This window comes from Burkholderia sp. AU28863, assembly GCF_002223195.1.
Taxonomy (GTDB): domain Bacteria; phylum Pseudomonadota; class Gammaproteobacteria; order Burkholderiales; family Burkholderiaceae; genus Burkholderia; species Burkholderia sola.
On sequence record NZ_NKFE01000008.1, the window covers coordinates 389,849 to 410,576 of the forward strand.

At 65.0% G+C, this 20,728-nt stretch carries 19 protein-coding genes; 10 read left to right on the forward strand and 9 right to left on the reverse strand.

The window, feature by feature from the left end; all coding sequences use genetic code 11:
* Positions 1 to 143 precede the first annotated feature (143 nt).
* Positions 144 to 674, forward strand: coding sequence for a DNA-binding protein (locus CFB81_RS31545; RefSeq protein WP_069616967.1), 531 nt, complete (start codon positions 144 to 146; stop codon positions 672 to 674).
* A 7-nt stretch (positions 675 to 681) separates the two neighbouring features.
* On the opposite strand, the gene CFB81_RS31550 is transcribed toward CFB81_RS31545, so the two are convergent.
* From CFB81_RS31550 to CFB81_RS31575, 6 genes are all read right to left on the reverse strand, one after another.
* A complete protein-coding gene (locus tag CFB81_RS31550) occupies positions 682 to 1,905 on the reverse strand; it encodes a hydantoinase/carbamoylase family amidase (protein ID WP_249190651.1) in 1,224 nt (407 codons plus the stop codon).
* 110 nt (positions 1,906 to 2,015) lie between these two features.
* Complete coding sequence (locus CFB81_RS31555) at positions 2,016 to 3,050, reverse strand: dihydroorotate dehydrogenase (RefSeq protein WP_089437761.1); 1,035 nt, start codon at positions 3,048 to 3,050, stop codon at positions 2,016 to 2,018.
* Positions 3,043 to 3,897 carry a dihydroorotate dehydrogenase electron transfer subunit gene (locus CFB81_RS31560; RefSeq protein ID WP_089438150.1) on the reverse strand — a complete coding sequence of 285 codons (855 nt, stop codon included), beginning with the start codon at positions 3,895 to 3,897 and terminating at the stop codon, positions 3,043 to 3,045. Before CFB81_RS31560 ends, CFB81_RS31555 begins: the two co-directional genes overlap by 8 nt.
* Positions 3,898 to 3,967: 70 nt before the next feature.
* Positions 3,968 to 5,215, reverse strand: a complete 1,248-nt coding sequence (locus CFB81_RS31565) for an MFS transporter (protein WP_089437762.1) — start codon at positions 5,213 to 5,215, stop codon at positions 3,968 to 3,970.
* Between the two features lie 168 nt (positions 5,216 to 5,383).
* Positions 5,384 to 5,707: a hypothetical protein gene (locus CFB81_RS31570; RefSeq protein WP_069616964.1), complete on the reverse strand. Its 324-nt coding sequence runs from the start codon at positions 5,705 to 5,707 to the stop codon at positions 5,384 to 5,386.
* Between the two features lie 85 nt (positions 5,708 to 5,792).
* The gene (locus CFB81_RS31575) at positions 5,793 to 6,848 is read right to left on the reverse strand and encodes a porin (protein ID WP_089438151.1); all 1,056 of its coding nucleotides are present in this window, start codon (positions 6,846 to 6,848) and stop codon (positions 5,793 to 5,795) included.
* A 361-nt stretch (positions 6,849 to 7,209) separates the two neighbouring features.
* On the opposite strand from CFB81_RS31575, the gene CFB81_RS31580 reads away from it, so the two are divergent.
* The 9 genes from CFB81_RS31580 (at position 7,210) to CFB81_RS31620 (ending at position 15,561) form a co-directional block, all read left to right on the forward strand.
* Positions 7,210 to 8,124, forward strand: coding sequence for a helix-turn-helix domain-containing protein (locus CFB81_RS31580; RefSeq protein WP_069616963.1), 915 nt, complete (start codon positions 7,210 to 7,212; stop codon positions 8,122 to 8,124).
* Positions 8,125 to 8,794: 670 nt separating this feature from the next.
* Complete coding sequence (locus tag CFB81_RS31585) at positions 8,795 to 9,931, forward strand: muconate/chloromuconate family cycloisomerase (RefSeq protein ID WP_069616962.1); 1,137 nt, start codon at positions 8,795 to 8,797, stop codon at positions 9,929 to 9,931.
* Positions 9,932 to 9,966: 35 nt separating this feature from the next.
* Positions 9,967 to 10,257 carry a muconolactone Delta-isomerase gene (gene catC / locus CFB81_RS31590; protein WP_069617017.1) on the forward strand — a complete coding sequence of 97 codons (291 nt, stop codon included), beginning with the start codon at positions 9,967 to 9,969 and terminating at the stop codon, positions 10,255 to 10,257.
* A gap of 74 nt (positions 10,258 to 10,331) precedes the next feature.
* Complete coding sequence (gene catA, locus CFB81_RS31595) at positions 10,332 to 11,282, forward strand: catechol 1,2-dioxygenase (protein WP_089437763.1); 951 nt, start codon at positions 10,332 to 10,334, stop codon at positions 11,280 to 11,282.
* Positions 11,283 to 11,398: 116 nt separating this feature from the next.
* A complete protein-coding gene (locus CFB81_RS31600; RefSeq protein WP_089437764.1) occupies positions 11,399 to 12,757 on the forward strand; it encodes a Rieske 2Fe-2S domain-containing protein in 1,359 nt (452 codons plus the stop codon).
* Entirely contained in the window at positions 12,754 to 13,242 is a 489-nt protein-coding gene (gene benB, locus CFB81_RS31605) for a benzoate 1,2-dioxygenase small subunit (RefSeq protein WP_089437765.1), read from the forward strand. The genes CFB81_RS31600 and benB overlap by 4 nt, the downstream gene beginning before the upstream one ends.
* Before the next feature lie 39 nt (positions 13,243 to 13,281).
* Positions 13,282 to 14,304, forward strand: coding sequence for a benzoate 1,2-dioxygenase electron transfer component BenC (gene benC, locus CFB81_RS31610; RefSeq protein WP_089437766.1), 1,023 nt, complete (start codon positions 13,282 to 13,284; stop codon positions 14,302 to 14,304).
* The gene (gene benD / locus CFB81_RS31615) at positions 14,301 to 15,077 is read left to right on the forward strand and encodes a benzoate diol dehydrogenase BenD (protein WP_089437767.1); all 777 of its coding nucleotides are present in this window, start codon (positions 14,301 to 14,303) and stop codon (positions 15,075 to 15,077) included. Before benC ends, benD begins: the two co-directional genes overlap by 4 nt.
* An 85-nt stretch (positions 15,078 to 15,162) precedes the next feature.
* Complete coding sequence (locus CFB81_RS31620; RefSeq protein WP_089437768.1) at positions 15,163 to 15,561, forward strand: RidA family protein; 399 nt, start codon at positions 15,163 to 15,165, stop codon at positions 15,559 to 15,561.
* Positions 15,562 to 15,699: 138 nt separating this feature from the next.
* Here the strand turns inward: CFB81_RS31620 and CFB81_RS31625 are convergent, their stop codons facing one another.
* The 3 genes from CFB81_RS31625 to CFB81_RS31635 form a co-directional block, all read right to left on the reverse strand.
* Entirely contained in the window at positions 15,700 to 18,837 is a 3,138-nt protein-coding gene (locus CFB81_RS31625) for an efflux RND transporter permease subunit (protein ID WP_089437769.1), read from the reverse strand.
* Positions 18,834 to 19,958, reverse strand: a complete 1,125-nt coding sequence (locus CFB81_RS31630; protein ID WP_089437770.1) for an efflux RND transporter periplasmic adaptor subunit — start codon at positions 19,956 to 19,958, stop codon at positions 18,834 to 18,836. The genes CFB81_RS31625 and CFB81_RS31630 overlap by 4 nt, the downstream gene beginning before the upstream one ends.
* Before the next feature lie 82 nt (positions 19,959 to 20,040).
* Positions 20,041 to 20,658: a TetR/AcrR family transcriptional regulator gene (locus CFB81_RS31635; RefSeq protein ID WP_089437771.1), complete on the reverse strand. Its 618-nt coding sequence runs from the start codon at positions 20,656 to 20,658 to the stop codon at positions 20,041 to 20,043.
* Positions 20,659 to 20,728 lie beyond the last annotated feature (70 nt).

Here is a 20,728-nt window from a genome sequence, read left to right on the forward strand (position 1 = left end):
GAAGAAATGCAAGCGCAAAAATTGGCAATTTTCGCGCGGATTTAGTGGCCCGGGCGGTCATGGCGACATCTCTGTGTATAATTAAAAAGACGAGCGGGCATGCTAACGACTTCTGGGTTTGTCTGCGAAACAGGAGGGGGAAGATGGCAATTATTGGCGTGATGGGCTCTGGCAGCAGCGAATGGCCGGAACTGGCGGAACCGCTCGGCACATGGATCGCCTGTCATGGCTTCGACCTGCTGACCGGCGCGGGACGGGGCGTGATGCTGTCCACTGCGCGGGCATTCGCCACCGTGCGCGAGCGCGCAGGGCGCTCGATCGGCATCGTGCCGAGCGAGACGCATCCGCTATTCGGCTTCATTCCGATCGCCGGCTATCCGAACCCGTTTGTCGATCTGCCGATTCTCACGCCGCTGCCGCGCAAGGAAGCCGGCGCGCCGGATTCCGCGCTCAGTCGCAATTACGTGAACGTGCTGACGAGCGACGTGGTGATCGCATTGCCGGGCAGCAAGGGCACGCTCGACGAGATACGCCTCGCCACGCGCTTCGCCAAGCCGTTGATGTGCATCGGTCCCGCAAGCGCGTTTGAAGGCGTGCCGGACGGCACGCGTATCGTCTCCGAGCTGGACGAAGTGTTCGCGTTTATCCGCTGTCATACCGCGCCGGCGCAATAGCGCGCATTCAAAGACACCGGATCGTTTCCGCGAGCACGCCCACGCCCTTCATGAAGTCGGCGATGTCCATCGCTTCGTGAGGGTTGTGCGAGCCGTGCGCATTGCGCACGAACAGCATGCCGCTCGGCACGCCGGCGTTCGCGAACAGCGCGGCGTCGTGGCCCGCGCCGCTCGCCAGGGTCGCGACGGGAATAGCGAGGCGGTTGCACGCTTGCGTCAGCGCCTCGCGCAGGCGTGGGTCCATGCGCGCGGGCGCGCTCGTCAAGCGGCGGTCGAATTCGAATCTCACGCCGCGTTCGCGCGCAATCGAGTTGCACTCGGCCATCAGCAGCTCGTGGAAGACGTTGAGCGTGTCGGTGCTTTCGCTGCGCGCCTCGAAACTGAAATGCACCTGGCCGGGAATCCGCGAGATCGAATGCTCCTCCTGATCGGTCGACACCATGCCGGTTGTCACCACCAGGTCGATATCGCGCTCCAGCAGCGAGCGCCAGTGATCGTCGAGCCGCGTGATCAGCTCGGCCACCGCGAAAATCGCATCATGTCGCAAACCACGCGGCACGGCGCCGGAATGACCCGCTTCGCCGATGCAGCTAATCGAGTTGTGGCGGATATTGCCGCGAATGCCCGACACCACCGCTACCGGCAGATCGCGCGCCACCATGACCGGACCCTGCTCGATATGCAACTCCAGATACGCATGCGCGCCACGCAGGTCGAAGCAAGGCTTCCGGGCTCTCACGGCGTCCACGTCGACGCCCGCCGACGCCATGCATTCGGCCAGCGTGCGCCCGGTGCTGCGATGCTTCATCAGCAGATCGTCGGGCTGCAGTTTGCCGAATAGGGCGCTGGATCCGATATACGCCTTGCCGAACCAGGCGCTCTCTTCACCGCGCAAGGCAATCACTTTCAACTGATGCCGCGAAGGACGTCCATTGCGCCGCTGATCGACCAGGCAGAGCAGACCGGCGACGATGCCGGCCAGGCCGTCGTAATTGCCGCCGTGCGGCACGGAGTCGAGATGCGAGCCGACCCAGATGGCGGGTGTACGGTCGTCGCTGTCGGGCAGGCTGAAGATCAGATTGGCCGCGTGATCGGCGGTGACATGCAAGCCCTCCTGCTCGGCGTACTGCGTGAGCAGGCGGGCGGCGGCCGATTCGCTTTCGCCATAGCTCTCACGCGTGATGCCGACACCGTCGAACGACAACGCACGGGTTTCGTCGAACCACTGCATCGCGAGCGGCGTCAGTTCTTCAAGCGGGATCGGTGGAGCCGGCGGCGCAGGCGTCACTTCCGGCGAATACGCCGGTTCGCGCAGGCTGTTCAGGACTTCAGTATTTGCATTCATGGCATGCCGACCACATTGCGGCCGTGATGATGGTCGTGCTCGCTTTTGAGCTTCGGCTCGGCTCCGCTTGCAGGAGCCCGTGCATGGGCCGTCGCGCAGAATCGCGCCCAGCGTTCGTTCAACTGCGCGTCGAGTTCGACGCGGCCGGTCAACTCCGCGATGGCGTCGACACGCTGCTCGACGCAATACGCCGCGAGTCCGTCGATGATTGTCTGCATCACACCAGGATCGCGGAACGACGCCGTACCGACCTGCACCGCGCTCGCGCCCGCGAGCATGAACTCGACGGCATCGTCGGCATTCTGGATGCCGCCGCAGCCGATCACGGGAATCGAAATCGCGCGATAGCACTGGTGCACCAGCCGCAGCGCGACTGGCTTGATCGACGGTCCCGACAGTCCGCCCATCACGTTGCCGAGCGAGGGCTTGCGCGTGCGCACGTCGATCGACATGCCCAGCACGGTATTGCCCATGACGACTGCGTCGGCGCCGGCCTCTTCGGCCGCGCGCGCGATCCGCGCGATGTTGCCCGCGTTCGGCGTGAGCTTGACCCACAGCGGATGACGTGTGCGCCGCCTGACCGCGTCGACGACCTGCCATGTGGTCTGCGCGTCCATGCCGAAGGCCATGCCGTCCGCCTCGAGGTTGGGGCACGAGATGTTGGCCTCGATCGCGGCCACCTCGGGCAGCGAGAGTGCTTCACAGGCTTGTGCGAAACTGTCGGCCGTATCCGCCGACACCGACACCACCACGGGCGTGCCGTAGCGGGTATATGCGGGCAGCACGTGATCGCGGTAGTGGTCGATTCCGCGGCTCGGGATACCGATCGAGTTGAGCATGCCGTGAACGGTTTCCGCCACACGCGGCGTCGGGTTGCCGGGACGGCTCACCGGCGACACGCTTTTGACGACCAGCGCGCCGAGTTGCTCGAGATCGAGCGCCTCGCCGTACTCGATCGCGAAGCAGCCCGATGCGGGCATCACGGGATTGCGCAGACGCAGCGCGCCGAGATTGACTGAGAGATCAGGCAAAATCCACCTCCGCCACGACGTCGCGAATGGCAAATACCGGACCTTCGCGACAGACGCGCTGAAAGCTGCGCGTTTCGCCGTCATCGAACATCCGCACGCAAGACAGGCACACGCCCATGCCGCACGCCATGCGCTGCTCCAGGGCCACTTCGCCGTGAATTCGCGGATGCTCGACAAGCAGGCGCTGCAGCAACGCCAGCACACGCTGCGAGCCGCAGGTGTAGACCGCATCCAGCCGTTCACGCGCAAGCAACGCACGCAGCAGCGGCTCCATTCGTTGCGGGTCCGACGAGCCGTCGCTGTCGAATACGCAATGGACCTCGGCGTCTGCACCGCGTAGAAACGCCTCGCGCATCAAGTCGCCCGGTTTGCGCGCCGACATCACAATGGTCAGGGCGATGCCGGCGTGTGCCGCGCGTCGCACCAGTGGCGCCATTGTCGCGAGACCCACGCCACGCGCCACCAGCAACAGCCGGCGCGCCGCGGGCGGAAGATGGAACGGCTGTCCAAGCGGGCCGACGATCGAGATGCGCGCGCCGTTCACGGACTGCGCAAGCGCGCGCGTGCCGACGCCCGTTACGTTGTAGAGAAATTCGATTTCTCCCGCGCCAGGTCCCATGCCGTAGACGCTCATGGGCCGCAACAGGAACGGCTGATGCTGCGCTGTCACCGGACACGTCAACTGATAGAACTGGCCGGCTTGCGTCGTGTTGGCGAGCGGTGCTTGCGCCCGTACACGCAGATAGCGGTAGCGGCTGTTGACTGCGCGATGCTCGACGATTTCACAATCGTGCGAGCTCACGCTCGCGGCCCATGAAGCGCCGCAGGAACACGGATCGTCACGCATGACGTCCTCCCGTTGGTTGTTGGCATAACGGCCGCGAAAACGGTCGCCCATTTCTACTGCGCCGGACGATTTACTCGAGCGGCACGCCTTTCAATTCGGGAATCAGCACGAGCGTCGCCACCATGTCGAGCACGTATAGCGCGGCAAGCAGGGCAATCGCGATCTGAAACGAGTACTGCGCCGCAAGCGCGCCGACCACCAACGGCCCGAGTCCACCGATCGCGCGGCCCACGTTCCACAGGACGTTTTGCGCGGTGGCGCGCACACGGGTCGGATAGGCTTCGGACATCAGCGTGCCGTAGCCTCCCACCATGCCATTGACGAACATGCCCATCAGCGCGCCGGCCCACAACATCGTGACCGCATCGGTCAGGCGCGAATACGCGATCACCATGACCACGGCGCCGAACTGATACAACAGGAAGGTCCGCTTGCGGCCGATCCGGTCGGCCAATTGCCCGAACAGCCACACGCCGCTCATCATTCCGATCACCGTCACCGCCGTCCACAGCCCCGACTTCGTCAGCGAGAAGCCCATCTGCTTCGACAGGAATGTAGGCATCCAGATCATGATTCCGTAGTAGCCGAAGTTCTGCACCGAACACAGGATGATGATGCCGAGACTCGTGCGCGCGGTGCGGCTGTCGGCCACCAGCAGACGAAAGCGCTGGGTCGTGCGCGCCGGCTTGCTGCCCTTCACGAACACTTCGGGTTCATGCAGCTTGTTGCGCAAGATCCAGGCTACCAGCGCCGGCAGCACGCCGACCGCGAATATGCCGCGCCAGCCGATGTGCTGAAGCAGAAGCGGCGTCAGCAGCGCCGCGAGCAGCACGCCGCTTTGCCAGCCCATCGCCACGTAGGACGACACCCGCGCCCGTTTGCTCGCGGGCCATGCTTCGGCGGCGAGCGCCATGCCGATGCCGAATTCGCCGCCCAGCCCAATGCCCGCAATCGTGCGGTACGCGAGCAGGTCCCAGAAACCCTGGGCGAACGCGCATAAGCCCGTGAAGATCGCGAACAGCAGAATCGTCCAGGTCAGCACGCGAATGCGGCCGAAGCGGTCGCTCAACGCACCGAAGATCACACCGCCCGCCACCGCGCCGATCAGCGTCCACGTCACCAATGCGCCGGCCTGCTGGCCGCCGAGATGAAGCCCCGCCGAAATGGCCGGCAGCATGAAGCCGAGAATCAGCAGGTCGAAGCCGTCCATCGCGTAGCCGATTGCCGAGCCGGCCAGCACTTTCCACGCGTAACGCGACACCCGTTCCGGCGACTGCGGCGCCTGGATGGCCGCCGACGATTGAAGATTTGCTTCCATGATTATCCGTATGCGTGAGTGGTTGGCTTTCTACGACGCGACAGGCGATTCGGTTTCTGCGTGCCGTTCATTGTCGTTTTTTATCGACGGCGGGGACGGGCGCAGCTTGATCGGCCACCGCCGACGGGACGCTTGCAGTGGCTGCGCCATTCGGTGGGCTCCACACCGTCACACGACGAGGACTTGCGAAATGCCTGCGGCGAAGTGGTTCAGCGCGGCCAGGAGCGCCGCGTCGGATTCTCCGCTCGCGTCGCTCAAACGCTGCACATCGGCGCGTAAATTCACCAGAAACGTCCGCACCGTCGCCTGATCGACGGCGATACCCTCCTGACGCTCGGCGAACGTCGCCGCGGCCTGCGCGAGCAGAACCAGTGCAGCCGCTTCATGCCCGCCGGACGACGAAGCGTCCCTGCAACGTTCCGCAAAGCGGTGGATGTCCGAAAAACCGACCATGTCCTGAGCGAGCCATGCGTTGGCGATCGAAAGATTCATTTTATTTCTCCTTGTCTAAATATTTAGACTACTAGTGCAAATCAGAGAATGCAAGCATTGATTGAGCGACGAATGTGCGATGGCATCAGAAACGGGTGCGCATGCCGGCGCCATAAGTCACGCCGGTCGACTCGTTGTCGAAATGATCGAGCTTGATCGCGGTGTACAGGTCGGTGCGCTTCGAAAGCGGATAGTCGTAACCGAGTGCGCCGGTGCTGCGATGCTGGCCGTCCGTGGCGCCGCCGCTCGATCGGGTGTAGGCGTAGCTGGCCAGTAACGCACCGACGCCGATCGGCACGCTCACGCCGGCCTGCCCGGTATTGCCGTGGAAATTGCCGGTCCGTGAGCGGTTTTCGACGTTCATGTATTGCGCGTAGAGCTTGACGAACCCGAAGTCGTACGAAACGTTCAGTTGAGCCGTGCTCTGGCTGTAGAGTCCCGGCACGCCGGTGAGCGTCTTGCCTAGATCGCCGGGTGTCGCGTTGAAATTCACGTACTGGTAAACCGCCGCGGCGGCGAACGCGCCACGCACGAAGTTGGCGTTGACGCTCCATTTCTTCGCGCCGTTCTCGCCCGCCGTATTGCCGAGCGCGTAGAGCACGCCCGCATTGAAGCCGCCCAACGTCGGGCTCGTGTAGCTCACCGCGTTGTTCCATGCGGAGTCGCCGACCACGCCTTCGGTGCCCAGACCTTTGAAAGTCTGGAAAATCATCGGCGAGAACGTGTATGAGTTGAACAACGGGTTGAACTGGATCGTCGCGAGATACAGCGGCGTTGTAATGCGGCCGGCGCGCAACTGGCCGAACTTCGTCGACAAGCCGACGAATGCGTTACGGGAAAAGAAACTGTCGCCCGTATAGCGGCCGTAAGCGCCGTTTTGCGGCTGAAAATAGCTCTCCAGCACGAAGAACGCCGAATTGCCGCCGCCCAGATCCTCCTTGCCGCTCAGGCCCCAGAACGAGGTCGACATCCCGCCGCCCTGATTGACCACGGCTGCCCGGCCACCGGGGTTTTTCACGGAGCCCACGAACACGTCCGCCATACCGTACAGCGTCACGTTCGATTGCGCATGGGACACCGGCATATTGACGGTGAGGCCGGCAGCGGTCAGCGCCGCCCAATGCTTGCGTTTGAAATTCATCACTTTGTCCTTTTCCGGCCGTTGATGGCTGGTGTCATAACCCGTGTCGCTGGAGCGGTCGCGCAGCCGACGGCATTTCGTCGTCTGCGCGGCCGACGTGTCCGACGGCATCGAGGTGCAGCCCCGCACGGCCGATCTGTCTATTTATTTAGACAGATCGGCCGTGCGTAACCCCCATTGCCAAGGACGCACTGCATGCCGTGATGCCGTGAAATCTGCGTCGCGCTTCCTCACGCGATGCCTTTCGAGCTAAAATACACGATCCAAAAAAATAGACAAAATAATTCATTGTCTATAGCCGGGACGCCGGGGCCGCGTGGCCGCCCCGCATTTCCTTGCGCAAACGTCAGAGGCCTTCAGAGTGACATCCTCCAGCACACGGAAAAAACGCCCGCACGGGGCACGCTTCGATTATCAAAGCATCGGCGAACGTCTACGTGCTTACCGGATGGCGGCCGAGCTGCGCAGCGAAGATGTCGCCGATCGGCTGAACATCTCGCGCGCCGCCGTGTACAAGCTCGAACGCGGCGAGATCGTCAAGGTCGACACACTCGAGCGCCTCGCGGCGCTGTTCGGCGTATCGCTTGCCAATCTGCTGGGCGTGGAAGTGGAATATCACGACTCGGCGGTCAGCTACTTCGAACGGATGCGTCAACTGGAAAGCCGCTCGGCGCGCATCGTCGCCCATTTCGACCCTTTCTCGTTCCTGCTGACTTCCGACGAATACGACGGCTGGCTCACGCAGATGCTCCATGAAAGCATTCCGGCATCGCTGAACGACGTGTCGTGGCAACAGTTGCTGGCCCGCGTCACAGCCATCCTCGCCGAACGCAAGGCAGCATTCAGCCAGGCACGTCCCCATGTGACGAGTCTGATCGGCTTGCGTCAGATCGAACAGTTCCTGCATCACGGGATGGTGGGCCGCCTCGGTCTGCCTCCGGGCGTGCAGCTCGAACGGAAACTGGCCGCGCGCCGTGAAGTCATGCGTATCGTCGAGATGCTCGATCGCGATGTCGACGGCATTCATATCGGCATTGTCAGCGACAACATGCCGAGCGAAACCTTCCAGATCTTCGCGGACCAAGAGGAGACGTATGTCGCGACCTCGCCGTTCCGTCTCGGCGAGTTGCCAAATATCCGCACCGGTATCGCGACCATCACGACGGCGCCTGACGCGGTGACCATGTACCGCAAGATGATCGACCGTCTCTGGACCGATGCGGCCAAAGGAAAGGAAGGCGCCGATTTGCTGAAGAGCGTGCTTGATCGCGCCTGACCGGCGCAATGCGGGGCATCGACCCTTGCGCGAGAGCCGCTGATCCTGACGAATAGGGCTCGGTGGAGCCAGTTGCTCGTCCGGGTATTCGGTGGTGTCGGCGCAATAGGATTCGCAGCGGCCACGCTAATCCTTCCGGCCATTTCGCCCGAAGTTTCGCTCGAGTCAGTCCACCACAGCAAACACCGCCGTCCCACCAAAACCAGGCCGCGAGCGCATGCCTGGCCGGCGGGTTGAATCCTCAGTCGATCGCTGCCGTCAGCTTCTGATGGACCGGGGCGAACGTCGATATCCGCATACCGACTTCCTTCTGGACGTTTGCACAAACCGACGCCGAAGCCGAAGTCCCGACGGCCAGCCGCACCGTTTTTCCCTCAGGAAAACCCTGATCGGCTCACGCCGGCCGCCGGTTTCAGCCGGTTTTCCCGCTGCCGAAAGCAACTGCATTGCACTCCCGCCACAGCGATGCCCCGAACTCGCACGACCCCGCTCCAGCAAGCCTTTCGGCCCGTACACCTAGCCAAAAAAGGTATGGCGCAGCGCAATATCCGCATCCCGACCTGCATTTCAATACCCGTCAGGTATCAAAAAACCCGTCCAAAAGTATTGGACGCTCCAAATCCCGGCCGCGTATAAATCCGTCCCATGAACTCCCCACGCAGCGTGCCCCATGTCCCAAGTCACCGTCGAACGTATTGAAACCCGCCTCATCGACCTGCCGACGATCCGTCCGCACAAGCTGTCGGTCGCCACGATGCAAGGCCAGACGCTGATGCTGGTGAAAGTGCTGTGCAGCGACGGCGTGACCGGCGTCGGCGAAGGCACGACGATCGCCGGGATGGCCTACGGCCCGGAAAGCCCCGAAGCGATGAAGCTCGCGATCGACGCCTACCTTGCGCCGGCGCTCATCGGTCGCGACGCGACCCGCGTTCAGACGCTGATGGCCTTCCTCGGCAAGCTCGCGAAAGTCAATCACTTCGCGAAGAGCGCGCTCGAAACCGCGTTGCTCGACGCGCACGGCAAGCGGCTCGGCGTGCCGATCAGCGAACTGCTCGGCGGCCGCCGCCGCGATCGCCTGCCGGTTGCCTGGACGCTCGCATCGGGAAACACGGCCACCGATATAGCCGAAGCGGAACGGATGCTCGATGAGCGCCGCCACAACGTGTTCAAGCTGAAGATCGGCGCGAAGGCGCTCGACGCGGACCTCCAGCACGTGGCCGAGATCAAGCGGGCAGTGGGCGAGCGCGCCTCGGTGCGGGTCGACGTGAACATGGCATGGAGCGAAACGCAGGCCGCGCGCGCGATTCCGGCGCTCGCCGATGCCGGCTGCGAGCTGGTCGAGCAGCCGGTGGCATCGGCCGCGGCGCTCGCGCGGCTGATGCGCCGCTTCCCGGTTGCGCTGATGGCCGATGAAATCCTGCAGGGGCCGGACAGCGCGTTCGAGATCGCGAAGCAGCACGGCGCGGACGTGTTCGCGATCAAGATCGAGCAGAGCGGCGGCCTCTTCGCCGCGCAACGCGTCGCGGCGATCGCGGATGCGGCCGGCATCGAGCTGTACGGCGGCACGATGCTCGAAGGCGCGGTCAGCACGGTCGCGTCCGCACATCTGTTCGCGAGCTTCGCGAACCTGCAGTGGGGAACGGAATTGTTCGGGCCGCTACTGATCACCGAAGAAATTCTCACGACCCCGCTCGACTACAGCGATTTCGAACTGACCGTGCCGACCGGCCCGGGCCTCGGCATCGAACTCGACGAAGCGAAGGTCGCGCGCTTCACCCGCGACGGGCTGACGAAAGTCTCCCGCTAACCCGCGCTAACGCGATGACGTATCAGGACATCACGATGCTTTTCCACGTACGCATGGACGTCAACCTCCCGGCCGACATGCCGGCCGGCGTGGCCGACGAAATCAAGACCCGCGAGAAGGCGTACTCGCAGGCGTTGCAGCGCAGCGGCAAGTGGCGCCACATCTGGCGCATCGCCGGCGAATACGCGAACTACAGCGTGTTCGACGTCTCCGGCAACGCCGAGCTGCACGAGATCCTGACCGGCCTGCCGCTGTTCCCGTACATGAAGATTTCGGTGACGCCGTTGTGTCGCCATCCGTCGTCGATCCGCGACGACGACGTTTGAACCACGGAGTCGCCGCTTCTCGGACAGCGAGCACGCCGGGTCACTATTCCCCTAATACACGTGGAGACACCATCATGAGCGTCAAGGTATTCGAAACCAAGGAAGTGCAGGACCTGCTGAAGGCCGCATCGAACGCGGGCGGGAGCGACGAAAATGGCACGAAAGGCGACGCACGCACGCAGCAGATCGTGCTGCGCCTGCTCGGCGATCTGTTCAAGGCGATCGACGATCTCGACATCACGCCCGATGAAGTGTGGGCCGGCGTGAACTACCTGAACAAACTTGGTCAGGATGGCGAAGCGGCGCTGCTCGCGGCCGGCCTCGGTCTCGAGAAGTATCTCGACATCCGGATGGATGCCGAGGACAAGGCGATCGGCCTCGACGGCGGCACGCCGCGCACGATCGAGGGGCCGCTGTACGTGGCGGGCGCTCCGGTGCGCGACGGCGTCGCAAAGATCGATCTCGACGCGGACGACGGCGCGGGCCCGCTCGTGATCCACGGCACGGTGAAGGATCTCGACGGCAAGCCGGTGGCCGGCGCGCTGGTCGAATGCTGGCATGCGAATTCGCACGGCTTCTATTCGCACTTCGATCCGACCGGCAAGCAGAGCGACTTCAACCTGCGCGGCGCGGTGAAGACGGGCGCCGACGGCCAATACGAATTCCGCACGCTGATGCCGGTCGGCTATGGCTGCCCGCCGCAGGGCGCGACGCAGCAACTGCTGAACCGTCTCGGCCGCCACGGCAACCGCCCGGCGCACGTGCACTTCTTCGTCGACAGCCCCGACCACCGCAAGCTGACGACGCAGTTCAACATCGACGGCGATCCGCTGATCTGGGACGACTTCGCGTATGCGACGCGCGAGGAGCTGATTCCGCCCGTGACCGAAAAGACCGGCGGCACGGCGCTCGGCATGAAAGCGGACGCGTACCAGGACATCGCGTTCGACTTCGTGCTGACGCCGCGCGTGCAGGGCAAGGACAACCAGATCGTCGACCGCCTGCGCGCGTCCGCCGCCGCATGACCGCCGGCGGCACGGCGGCGCGCGTGCGCCGCCGCTGCCGGCCGGTCCCCCGAGATTCAACCGATACCGATGCGAGCGTGCTTGCAGGACGCGGCACGCGCATGGGAGGAGCCATCATGTCCGTCACGATCGACCCCGCGAACGAACTGGATCACCTGCTCGACACCGCCGTGCAGGATGACAAGGAGGCCGGCATCTTCCGCTGCCGCCGCGACATCTTCACGAACGCGGAGCTGTACGAACTCGAGATGAAGCACATCTTCGAAGGCAACTGGGTGTACCTCGCGCACGAAAGCCAGATTCCCGACAACAACGATTACTACACGACGTGGATCGGCCGCCAGCCGATCGTCATCACGCGCGACAAGACCGGCGAGCTGCATGCGGTCATCAATGCATGTGCGCACAAGGGTGCGATGCTGTGCCGCCGCAAGCACGGCAACAAGGGCAGCTTCACGTGCCCGTTCCACGGCTGGACCTTCTCGAACACCGGCAAGCTGCTGAAGGTGAAGGACGAGAAGACGACCGAGTACCCGGTGCAGTTCAACACGCACGGCTCGCACGACCTGAAGAAGGTCGCGCGCTTCGCGAACTATCGCGGCTTCCTGTTCGGTAGCCTCAACGCCGACGTGTTGCCGCTCGAGGACTACCTCGGCGAAGCGCGCGTGATCATCGACCAGATCGTCGACCAGGCGCCGAACGGGCTCGAAGTGCTGCGCGGCAACTCGTCCTACATCTACGAGGGAAACTGGAAGATGCAGATGGAAAACGGCTGCGACGGCTACCACGTCAGCACCGTGCACTGGAACTATGCGGCGACGATGAGCCGCCGCAAGGAGGACGGCACCAAGGCGGTCGATGCGAACAGCTGGAGCAAGTCGGTCGCGGGCGTGTACGGCTTCGACCACGGCCACATCCTGCTGTGGACCAAGACGATGAACCCGGAAGTGCGGCCCGTGTACCAGCACCGCGACGAGATCCGTGCGCGCGTCGGCGACGTGCAGGCCGATTTCATCGTGAACCAGACGCGCAACCTGTGCGTGTACCCGAACGTGTTCCTGATGGACCAGTTCAGCACGCAGATCCGCGTGGTGCGGCCGCTCGGCGTCGACAAAACCGAGGTCACGATCTTCTGCTTCGCGCCGAAGGGCGAGAGCGAAGCCGATCGCACGACGCGCATCCGCCAGTACGAGGATTTCTTCAACGTGACCGGCATGGGCACGGCCGACGATCTCGAGGAGTTTCGTGCGTGCCAGGCCGGCTATGCGGGCATCACGGCGATGTGGAACGACTTGTCGCGCGGCGCGCCGCTGTGGATCGACGGGCCGGACGAGAACGCGAGAAAGATGGGGCTGAACCCGCGCATTTCAGGCGAGCGCAGCGAGGACGAAGGGCTGTTCGTGTGTCAGCACGAACACTGGGTGCACGTGATGCGCGATGCGCTGAAGAAGGAGCGCGGGGAGGTGGCGGCATGAGCTTCGATTACCGGACGATTTGCGCGGCGCTGTATCGCGAGGCGCGCCTGCTCGACGATCGCGAGTGGGACGCGTGGCTGACCTGCTACACGGAGGACGTCACGTACTGGATGCCCGCGTGGGACGACGACGATCGGCCGACCGACGATCCGCAGCGCCAGATCTCGCTGATGTATTACCCGGACCGCGGCGGCCTCGAGGATCGCGTGTTCCGGATCAAGACCGAGCGCAGCGGCGCATCGACGCCGGAGCCGCGCACCAGCCACAACGTGACGAACGTCGAGGTGCTGGCCGAACGCGACGACGAGGTCGACGTGCGCTACAACTTCCACACGCTGAACCACCGTTACCGCGTGACCGATCACTTCTTCGGCACGACGTTCGTCACGTTGCGCCGTGCGGGCGACGCGCTGCTGATTTCACGCAAGAAGATCGTGCTGAAGAACGACTACATCCGGCAGGTGCTCGACGTGTATCACGTCTGACGCCGTTGGTTTGCCATGAAAGGAAGTGGAGGTGACGCGATGTCCAGCTACAAGATTGCATTGAATTTCGAGGACGGGGTGACCCGCTTCGTCGACTGCAAGGCCGGCGAGAAGGTGCTCGACGCGGCCTTCCGCGCGAAGATCAACCTGCCGATGGATTGTTCCGACGGCGTGTGCGGCACGTGCAAGTGCCGCGCGGAAAGCGGCCGCTACGATCTCGGCGACGATTACATCGACGACGCGCTCACCGAGGACGAAAAGGACGGCGGCCTCGTGCTGACGTGCCAGATGGTGCCGCATAGCGATTGCGTGATCGCGGTGCCGACGTCGTCGGTCGCGTGCAAGACGGGGCAGAGCAGCTTTGCCGCCACGGTCACGAAGGTCGAGCAGCACAACGATGCGGCCGTCGTGCTCGAACTCGACGTCGGCGCGAGCGCGCCGGCGTTCCTGCCGGGCCAGTACGTGAACATCGACGTGCCCGCGAGCGGCCAGCATCGCTCGTATTCGTTCTCGTCCGCGCCGGGCGACGCGAAGGTCAGCTTCCTGATCAAGAAGATTCCCGGCGGCGTGATGAGCACGTGGCTCGCATCCGCGCAGCCCGGCGACACGCTCGAACTGCACGGTCCGCTCGGCAGCTTCTATCTGCGCGACGTGCAGCGGCCGCTGCTGTTCCTCGCCGGCGGCACGGGCCTCGCGCCGTTCCTGTCGATGCTCGACGTGCTCGCGCGCAGCGGTTCGCGGCAGAAGGTGCACCTGATCTACGGCGTCACGCGCGATCTCGATCTCGTGCTGGTCGACGCGATCGAAGCGCTGGCGGCGAAGCTGCCGAACTTCAGCTTCGCGACGGTCGTCGCGGATGCCGCATCGAGCCATCCGCGCAAGGGCTGGGTCACGCAGCATATCCCGGCCGACGCGCTGAACGACGGCGACGTCGACGTGTATCTGTGCGGCCCGCCGCCGATGGTCGATGCGGTGCGTCAGTACTTCGACGACGCAGGCGTGAAGCCGAACAGCTTCCACTACGAGAAGTTCACCCCCAACGTCACGGCAAAGGCGGCATGACCATGCAACGATTCTCCGGCAAGGTCGTCGTCGTCACCGGCGCGGCGCAGGGCATCGGCCGCGGTGTCGCGCTGCGCGCGGCGGCCGAGGGCGGCAAGGTGCTGTTCGTCGATCGCGCGGATTTCGTCGCCGACGTCGCGGCCGAAGCGACCGGTGGCGAGGCGGCAGGCTTCGTTGCCGATCTCGAAACCTATGAAGGCGCGCATGCGGCGATCGCGTGCGCGGCGCAGACGTTCGGCGGCATCGACATCCTGATCAACGGCGTCGGCGGCGCGATTCGGATGCGGCCGTTCGCCGAGTTCGAACCGGCGCAGATCGACGCGGAGATCCGCCGCTCGCTGATGCCGACGCTCTATGCGTGTCACGCCGTGCTGCCGCACCTGATTGCGCGCGGCGGTGGCACGATCGTCAACATCTCGTCGAATGCGACGCGCGGCATCCGCCGCGTGCCGTACTCGGCCGCGAAGGGCGGCGTGAACGCGCTGACGTCGGCGCTTGCGATGGAGTATGCGGAATACAACATCCGCGTCGTCGCCACCGCGCCGGGCGGCACCAGCGCGCCGCCGCGCCGTGTGCCGCGCAATGCGGCCGGCGATACCGGGCAGGAACAGGCGTGGATGGCCGAGGCCGTGACGCAGGTGACCGAATCGACGTACTTCAAGCGCTACGGCAGCCTCGACGAACAGATCGCGCCGATCCTGTTCCTCGCGTCGGACGAGGCGAGCTATATCACCGGCACGGTGTTGCCGGTCGCGGGTGGCGATACGGGTTGAGCGGCGTACCGGTTGCCTTGATTCATCGACCGCCTTCATCGACAACCAGACGACCGGTGCGACGCCACCGGCCACGGAGACAATCATGCATGAACGCAAAGCCGTCGTTCCGATGGGAATGGAAGCGGTGTACGAGAAGATCGGCTATGCGCCGGGATTGAGGGTTGGCGATACGTTTTACGTATCCGGGCAGATCGGCCGCGACGCGGCGATGCAACTGGTCGAGGATCGCGAAGCACAGATCGTGCAGGCGTTCGAGAACCTCAAGCGCGTGCTCGAGGCGGGCGGTGCGACGCTTGACGACGTGGTCGACCTCACGACCTTTCACACCGACATGCGCGACCTGCCGTTGTTCATGCAGGTGCGCGACCGCTATTTTCATGCGCATCCGCGGCCGGCGTGGACGGCCGTCGGTGCCCACATGCTCGGCGGCGGGCCGGGGTACATCGTCGAAATCAAGGCGGTGGCGATGCTGCGGCGATGATCGACGGCTATCGTTGCGCGGGAATCCGGCTGCCGCCGACAGGGCCGCGCGCCCGATGCCTTGACGACACGCCGGGCACGACGACAACGGCTGAATTCGACATGACGGTTTCCTTCGACACGATGAATGGCGGACGGATCAATCGCGCGCGTCGAGCGCGGGCTGAAGCGCGATCTCGCCCGGCGATGCCGGTTGCAGGCCGCGATGCGAGCCGGCGGCTCGGCCGGGCCCGATCCTGAACCAGATCGCGTACATCGCGGGGAGGAATACCAGCGTGAGGATCGTGCCGGCGAACGTGCCGCCGATCAGCGTGTACGCGAGCGTGCCCCAGAACACCGAATGCGTGAGCGGAATGAACGCGAGCACGGCCGCCATCGCGGTGAGGATCACCGGCCGCGCGCGCTGCACGGTCGCCTCGACGACTGCATGGAACGGATCGAGCCCGGCCTGTTCGTTCTGATGGATCTGCCCGATCAGGATCAGCGTGTTGCGCATCAGGATCCCCGACAGCGCAATGAGCCCGACCAGCGCATTGATGCCGAACGGCTGCCGGAACAGGATCAGCGTCGGCACCACGCCGATCAGCCCGAGCGGGCTCGTCATGAACACCATCACCATCGCCGAGATCGAGCGCACCTGGAAGATGATGATGACCAGCGTGATCGCGAGCATGATCGGGAACAGCGGCAGCATCGCCGTGGTCGCCTTGCCCGATTCCTCGATGGAGCCTGCTTCTTCGATCTTGTAGCCGCTCGGCAACCGCGCGACGATCGACTGTAGCTGCTTCGTGATCGCGGCCGATACGTCCGGCGGCTGCAAACCGTCGGCGATATCGCCGCGCACCGTGATCGTCGGCACGCGATCGCGCCAGCGCATGATCGGCTCCTCCATCCGCACGTCGACCTTGCCGACCTGCGACAGCGGAATGCGCTGCCCGTTCGCGCCGGCGAGCGTGAAGTCGTCGAGCCGCGCCGGGTCGAGCCGCGCATCGCCGCCCGAACGCGCGACGACCTGCACGGTCCGGATATCCTCGCGCACCGCGGTGACCGGCACGCCGGTCAGCAGGAACTGCAGCTGCTGCGCGACCGCGCTGGACGTCAGCCCGACCGCCTGCAGGCGATCCTGCTGCAACGTGAAATGCAGCGTCGGCGCGCGCGTGCCCCAGTCGGCATTGACCGTGCGCATCATCGGGCTGCCGTTCATCACGTGCCCGACTGCGGACGCGATGCCGCGCAGCGTGTCCGGATCGGGGCCCGTGATCCGGTACGCGACCGGGAACGGCGAATACGGGCCGAACACGAGTTGCGTGACGCGCACGCGCGCTTCCGGCACGAGGCCGTCGGCGACGGCGCGGCGTAGCCGTGCCTTCAACGCGTCGCGTTCGTCCTGGCTATCGGTGCGCACGACGATCTTCGCGAACGACGGATCGGGCAACTCCGGTCCCATCGCCAGATAGAAGCGCGGCGCGCCCTGGCCGACGTACGCGGTGACGATTCGCGCTTCCTTCTGCTTCGCGAGCCATGCTTCGACTTTCGACGCGGCGGCGCTCGTTTGCGAAATCGACGTGCCGTACGGCATCTGTACCTCGACGAGCACCTCGGGGCGATCGGAAATCGGGAAGAACTGTTTCTTCACGACCGCCATGCCGAGAATGGCGAGTGCAAACAGGCCGACGACGGACCCCGCGACCAGCCATTTGCGCGCGATCACGCGCGTCAGCATCTGGCGGAAGCGGTTGTAGCGGGGCGTGTCGTAGATCGCGTCGTGGCCGCCTTCGATCTTCCTGAACTCGGGCAGCATCTTCACGCCGAGGTACGGCGTGAACGCCACCGCCACGACCCACGACGCGATCAGCGCGATCCCGACGATCCAGAACATGTTGCTCGTGTATTCGCCGGCCGTGGAGCGCGCGAAGCCGTTCGGCATGAAGCCGACCGCGGTCACGAGCGTGCCGGCCAGCATCGGCGCGGCCGTATGGCTCCACGCGTAGGCCGAAGCGGCCACGCGCCCGTAGCCTTCCTCCATCTTCACGACCATCATTTCGATCGCGATGATCGCGTCGTCGACGAGCAGCCCGAGCGCGAGAATCAGCGAACCCAGCGTGATGCGGTCGAAGTTCTTGCCGGTGGCGGCCATCACGACGAACACCACGGCCAGCGTCAGCGGGACGGCCGCGGCGACGACGAGCCCCACGCGCCAGCCCATGCTGACGAAGCTCACCAGCATGACGACGAGCAGCGCGGCGAAGAACTTGACCATGAACTCGTCGACGGCCGAGCTGATGTTCACGGATTGGTCGGTGACCTTGGTCACGCTCATGCCGAGCGGCAGCTCCGCATTGATCGCGCCGACTTCGCGGTCCAGCGCGCGGCCGAGGTCGAGCCCGTTCCAGCCGTCGCGCATCACGATGCCCAGCATCAGCGCGGGTTCGCCGTTGTTGCGGATCACGAACGTCGACGGATCTTCGTAGCCGCGCTCGACGGTCGCGATGTCCGACAGCTTCAGCGTGCGGCCCTGCGAGACGATCGGCGTGTCGCGGATCTTCTGCAGCTTGTCGAACGCGCCGTCCACGCGAATGAAGATCTCCGGCCCGCGCGTCTCGACGGAGCCGGCCGCCGTCAGCACGTTCTGGCCGTTGAGTGCGGCGAACACGTCCTGCGGGCTCACGCCGAGCGTCGCGAGCCGGTCGTGCGACAACTGCACGTAGATACGCTCGGCCTGCTCGCCGATGATGTCGACCTTCTTCACGCCCGCCACGTGCAGCAGCCGCTGGCGCAACGCTTCGGCGTCGCGCACCAGCAGGCGCTGCGGTTCGCCCCTGGCCTTCAGCGCAAACAGCGCGAACGTGACGTCCGCGTATTCGTCGTTGACCATCGGGCCGATCACGCCGGCAGGAAGGGTGGTCGCCTCGTCGCCGATCTTTTTCCGTGCCTGGTAGAACTGCTCCTGCACTTCCGACGGCGGCGTGCTGTCGAGCAGCGTCAGCGTCGTGATCGCGAGGCCCGGGCGCGTATAGGTTTCGGTGCGGTCGTACCAGCGCAGCTCCTGCATGCGCTTTTCGATCTTTTCGGCGACCTGGTCGTGCATTTCCTGCGCGGTGGCGCCCGGCCATGCGGTGATGATGGTCATCACCTTGATCGTGAACGCGGGGTCTTCCGCGCGGCCCAGCTTGAAGAACGACACGAGGCCAGCCAGCGAAATCAGGCAGATCAGGAACAGCGTGATCGCGCGCTCGCGCACGGCGAGCGCGGACAGGTTGAAGCGGCGTTCGCTCACGGCCGTGCTCCTTCGCTCGCGATCGTCGCGGCCTGCGCGGCGACGCGGACCGCTTCGCCTTCGTGCAGCAGCGGGGCGCCGAGCGCGACGACGCGCTCGCCCGGTTTGAGCGTGCCGTCGCCGGACACGCGTGCGCTGTCGTCGTCGAGATGCTCGACCTTGACCGGCCGCCACGTCACCTTGGCCGGTTCGCCGGCGACGACCCACACGCCGGGCCCGTTGCCCGCGTCCAGCAGCGCGCCGATCGGCACCTGCATGCCGCGTGGCGAAGCCGTGCGCGCGTCGTCCGCGATGCGGATCGTGACGGTCGCGCCCAGCGGCGCATTGGCCAGCACGCCCTGCAGCACGTAGCGCGCTTCGAAAGTACGCGTTCTCGCGTCCGCGGTATCGGAAAGCTGGCGCAGCGTCGCGGCGACGCCGACGTCCGGCTTGCCGAACAGTCCGGCCTGTGCCGCCGACCCGATCGCCGGGCGCAGGGTTTCGGGCAACTGGATCACGGCCTCGCGGCTGCCGGCGTGCGCGAGCCGCACCACCGGTTGTCCCGCGCTGACGACCTGGCCCGGTTCCGCGAGCGTTTCCATCACCACGCCGTCGCCGTCCGCGACGAGTTGCGCATAGCCGGTCGCATTGCGCGCGACGTCGGCGTCGGCCTCGGCGGCGCTCAGTTGCGCTTTCGCGGCATCGGCCGCCGCCTTGGCCTGGTCGTACGCGGATGCCGATATCGCGCCGGTGCCGCGCAGGTCGCGGTAGCGGGCTTCGTCCTCGGCGGTTTGCCGCGCGCGGGCCCGTGCGGCGGCGACCGCCTCGTCGCGGGCGCGCGCCGCGAGCTTCAGGTCGACCGGGTCGAGTCGCATCAGCGGCTGGCCGCGCCGCACGGTTTGCCCGGTATCGACGAGCCGCTCCAGCACCTTGCCGGCTACGCGGAAGCCGAGATCGCTCTGCACGCGCGCGGCGACGGTTCCAGTGAACGAGCGGGACGCGGGAGCAGCCGCCTGCACGACGGCGGTGCGCACGAGAGGCGCCTCCGTGCGCGGGTCGGACGGCGCTTTTCCGCTGCAGGCGGCTAGCGTGACGGGCAGTGCGGAAGCGACTGCGAGGAAAGCGAGGCGACGCCGAACCATGAAAGACCCAGTGACGAAGTGAGGGGGGCTTTCATTGTGTATCTAGTGACTAATATAGTCAATAGTCACAAATGGTGACGCATCACGGCGCGAGGCTTCGGAGGACAAGGCTCGACAGTTGGGCGGGTGCGGCGTCGGTCGTGTCGAGGTTGTACTGCAGCAGCAGCGGGTTCAGGTACGGCCGCATCACGAGGTAGATCGCCGTGGCGGTTTCGTCCAGCGGGGTCTTGCGCTCGAACTCGCCGTTTTGCCGGCCTTCCTGGAGGACGTCCTGCAGCAGTTTCTGCACGCGCGCCTCGTAGGCCTGCACCGACTGCCAGTTCCCGGTCGCGGCCGATGCCGCGATGTCGTACAGCTTGCGGTCGCGGAAGAACAGCCGCAAGCTCGCTTCGGTAAAGACCTTGAACATCCGCCGCAGCTTTTCGGTGGGTAGTTCGGCCGCGGCCACGGCCGCGCGCACGTCCGTTTCGATCTCGTGCAGGCAGTTCGCGCAAATCATCTCGCCGATCGCCTGTTTCGACTCGAAGAACTTGTAGATATAGGCCTTCGAGAAGCCGATCGCCTTCGCGAGGTCCGACACGGTCGTCTTTTCGTAGCCGTACCGGCTGAAGTGCTCGGTGGCGGCGGCCACGATCTGGTCGCGGACGTCGTGGTCGGCCGGGCCGCGTGCGGGTGCCGGGGAAGAGTCGATTTTTTTCATGGGCTGCGACGGACAGGAATGTGCAACGAGTGACTATTTGGTATTATAGTCACCACCGGATTCTTGCTAA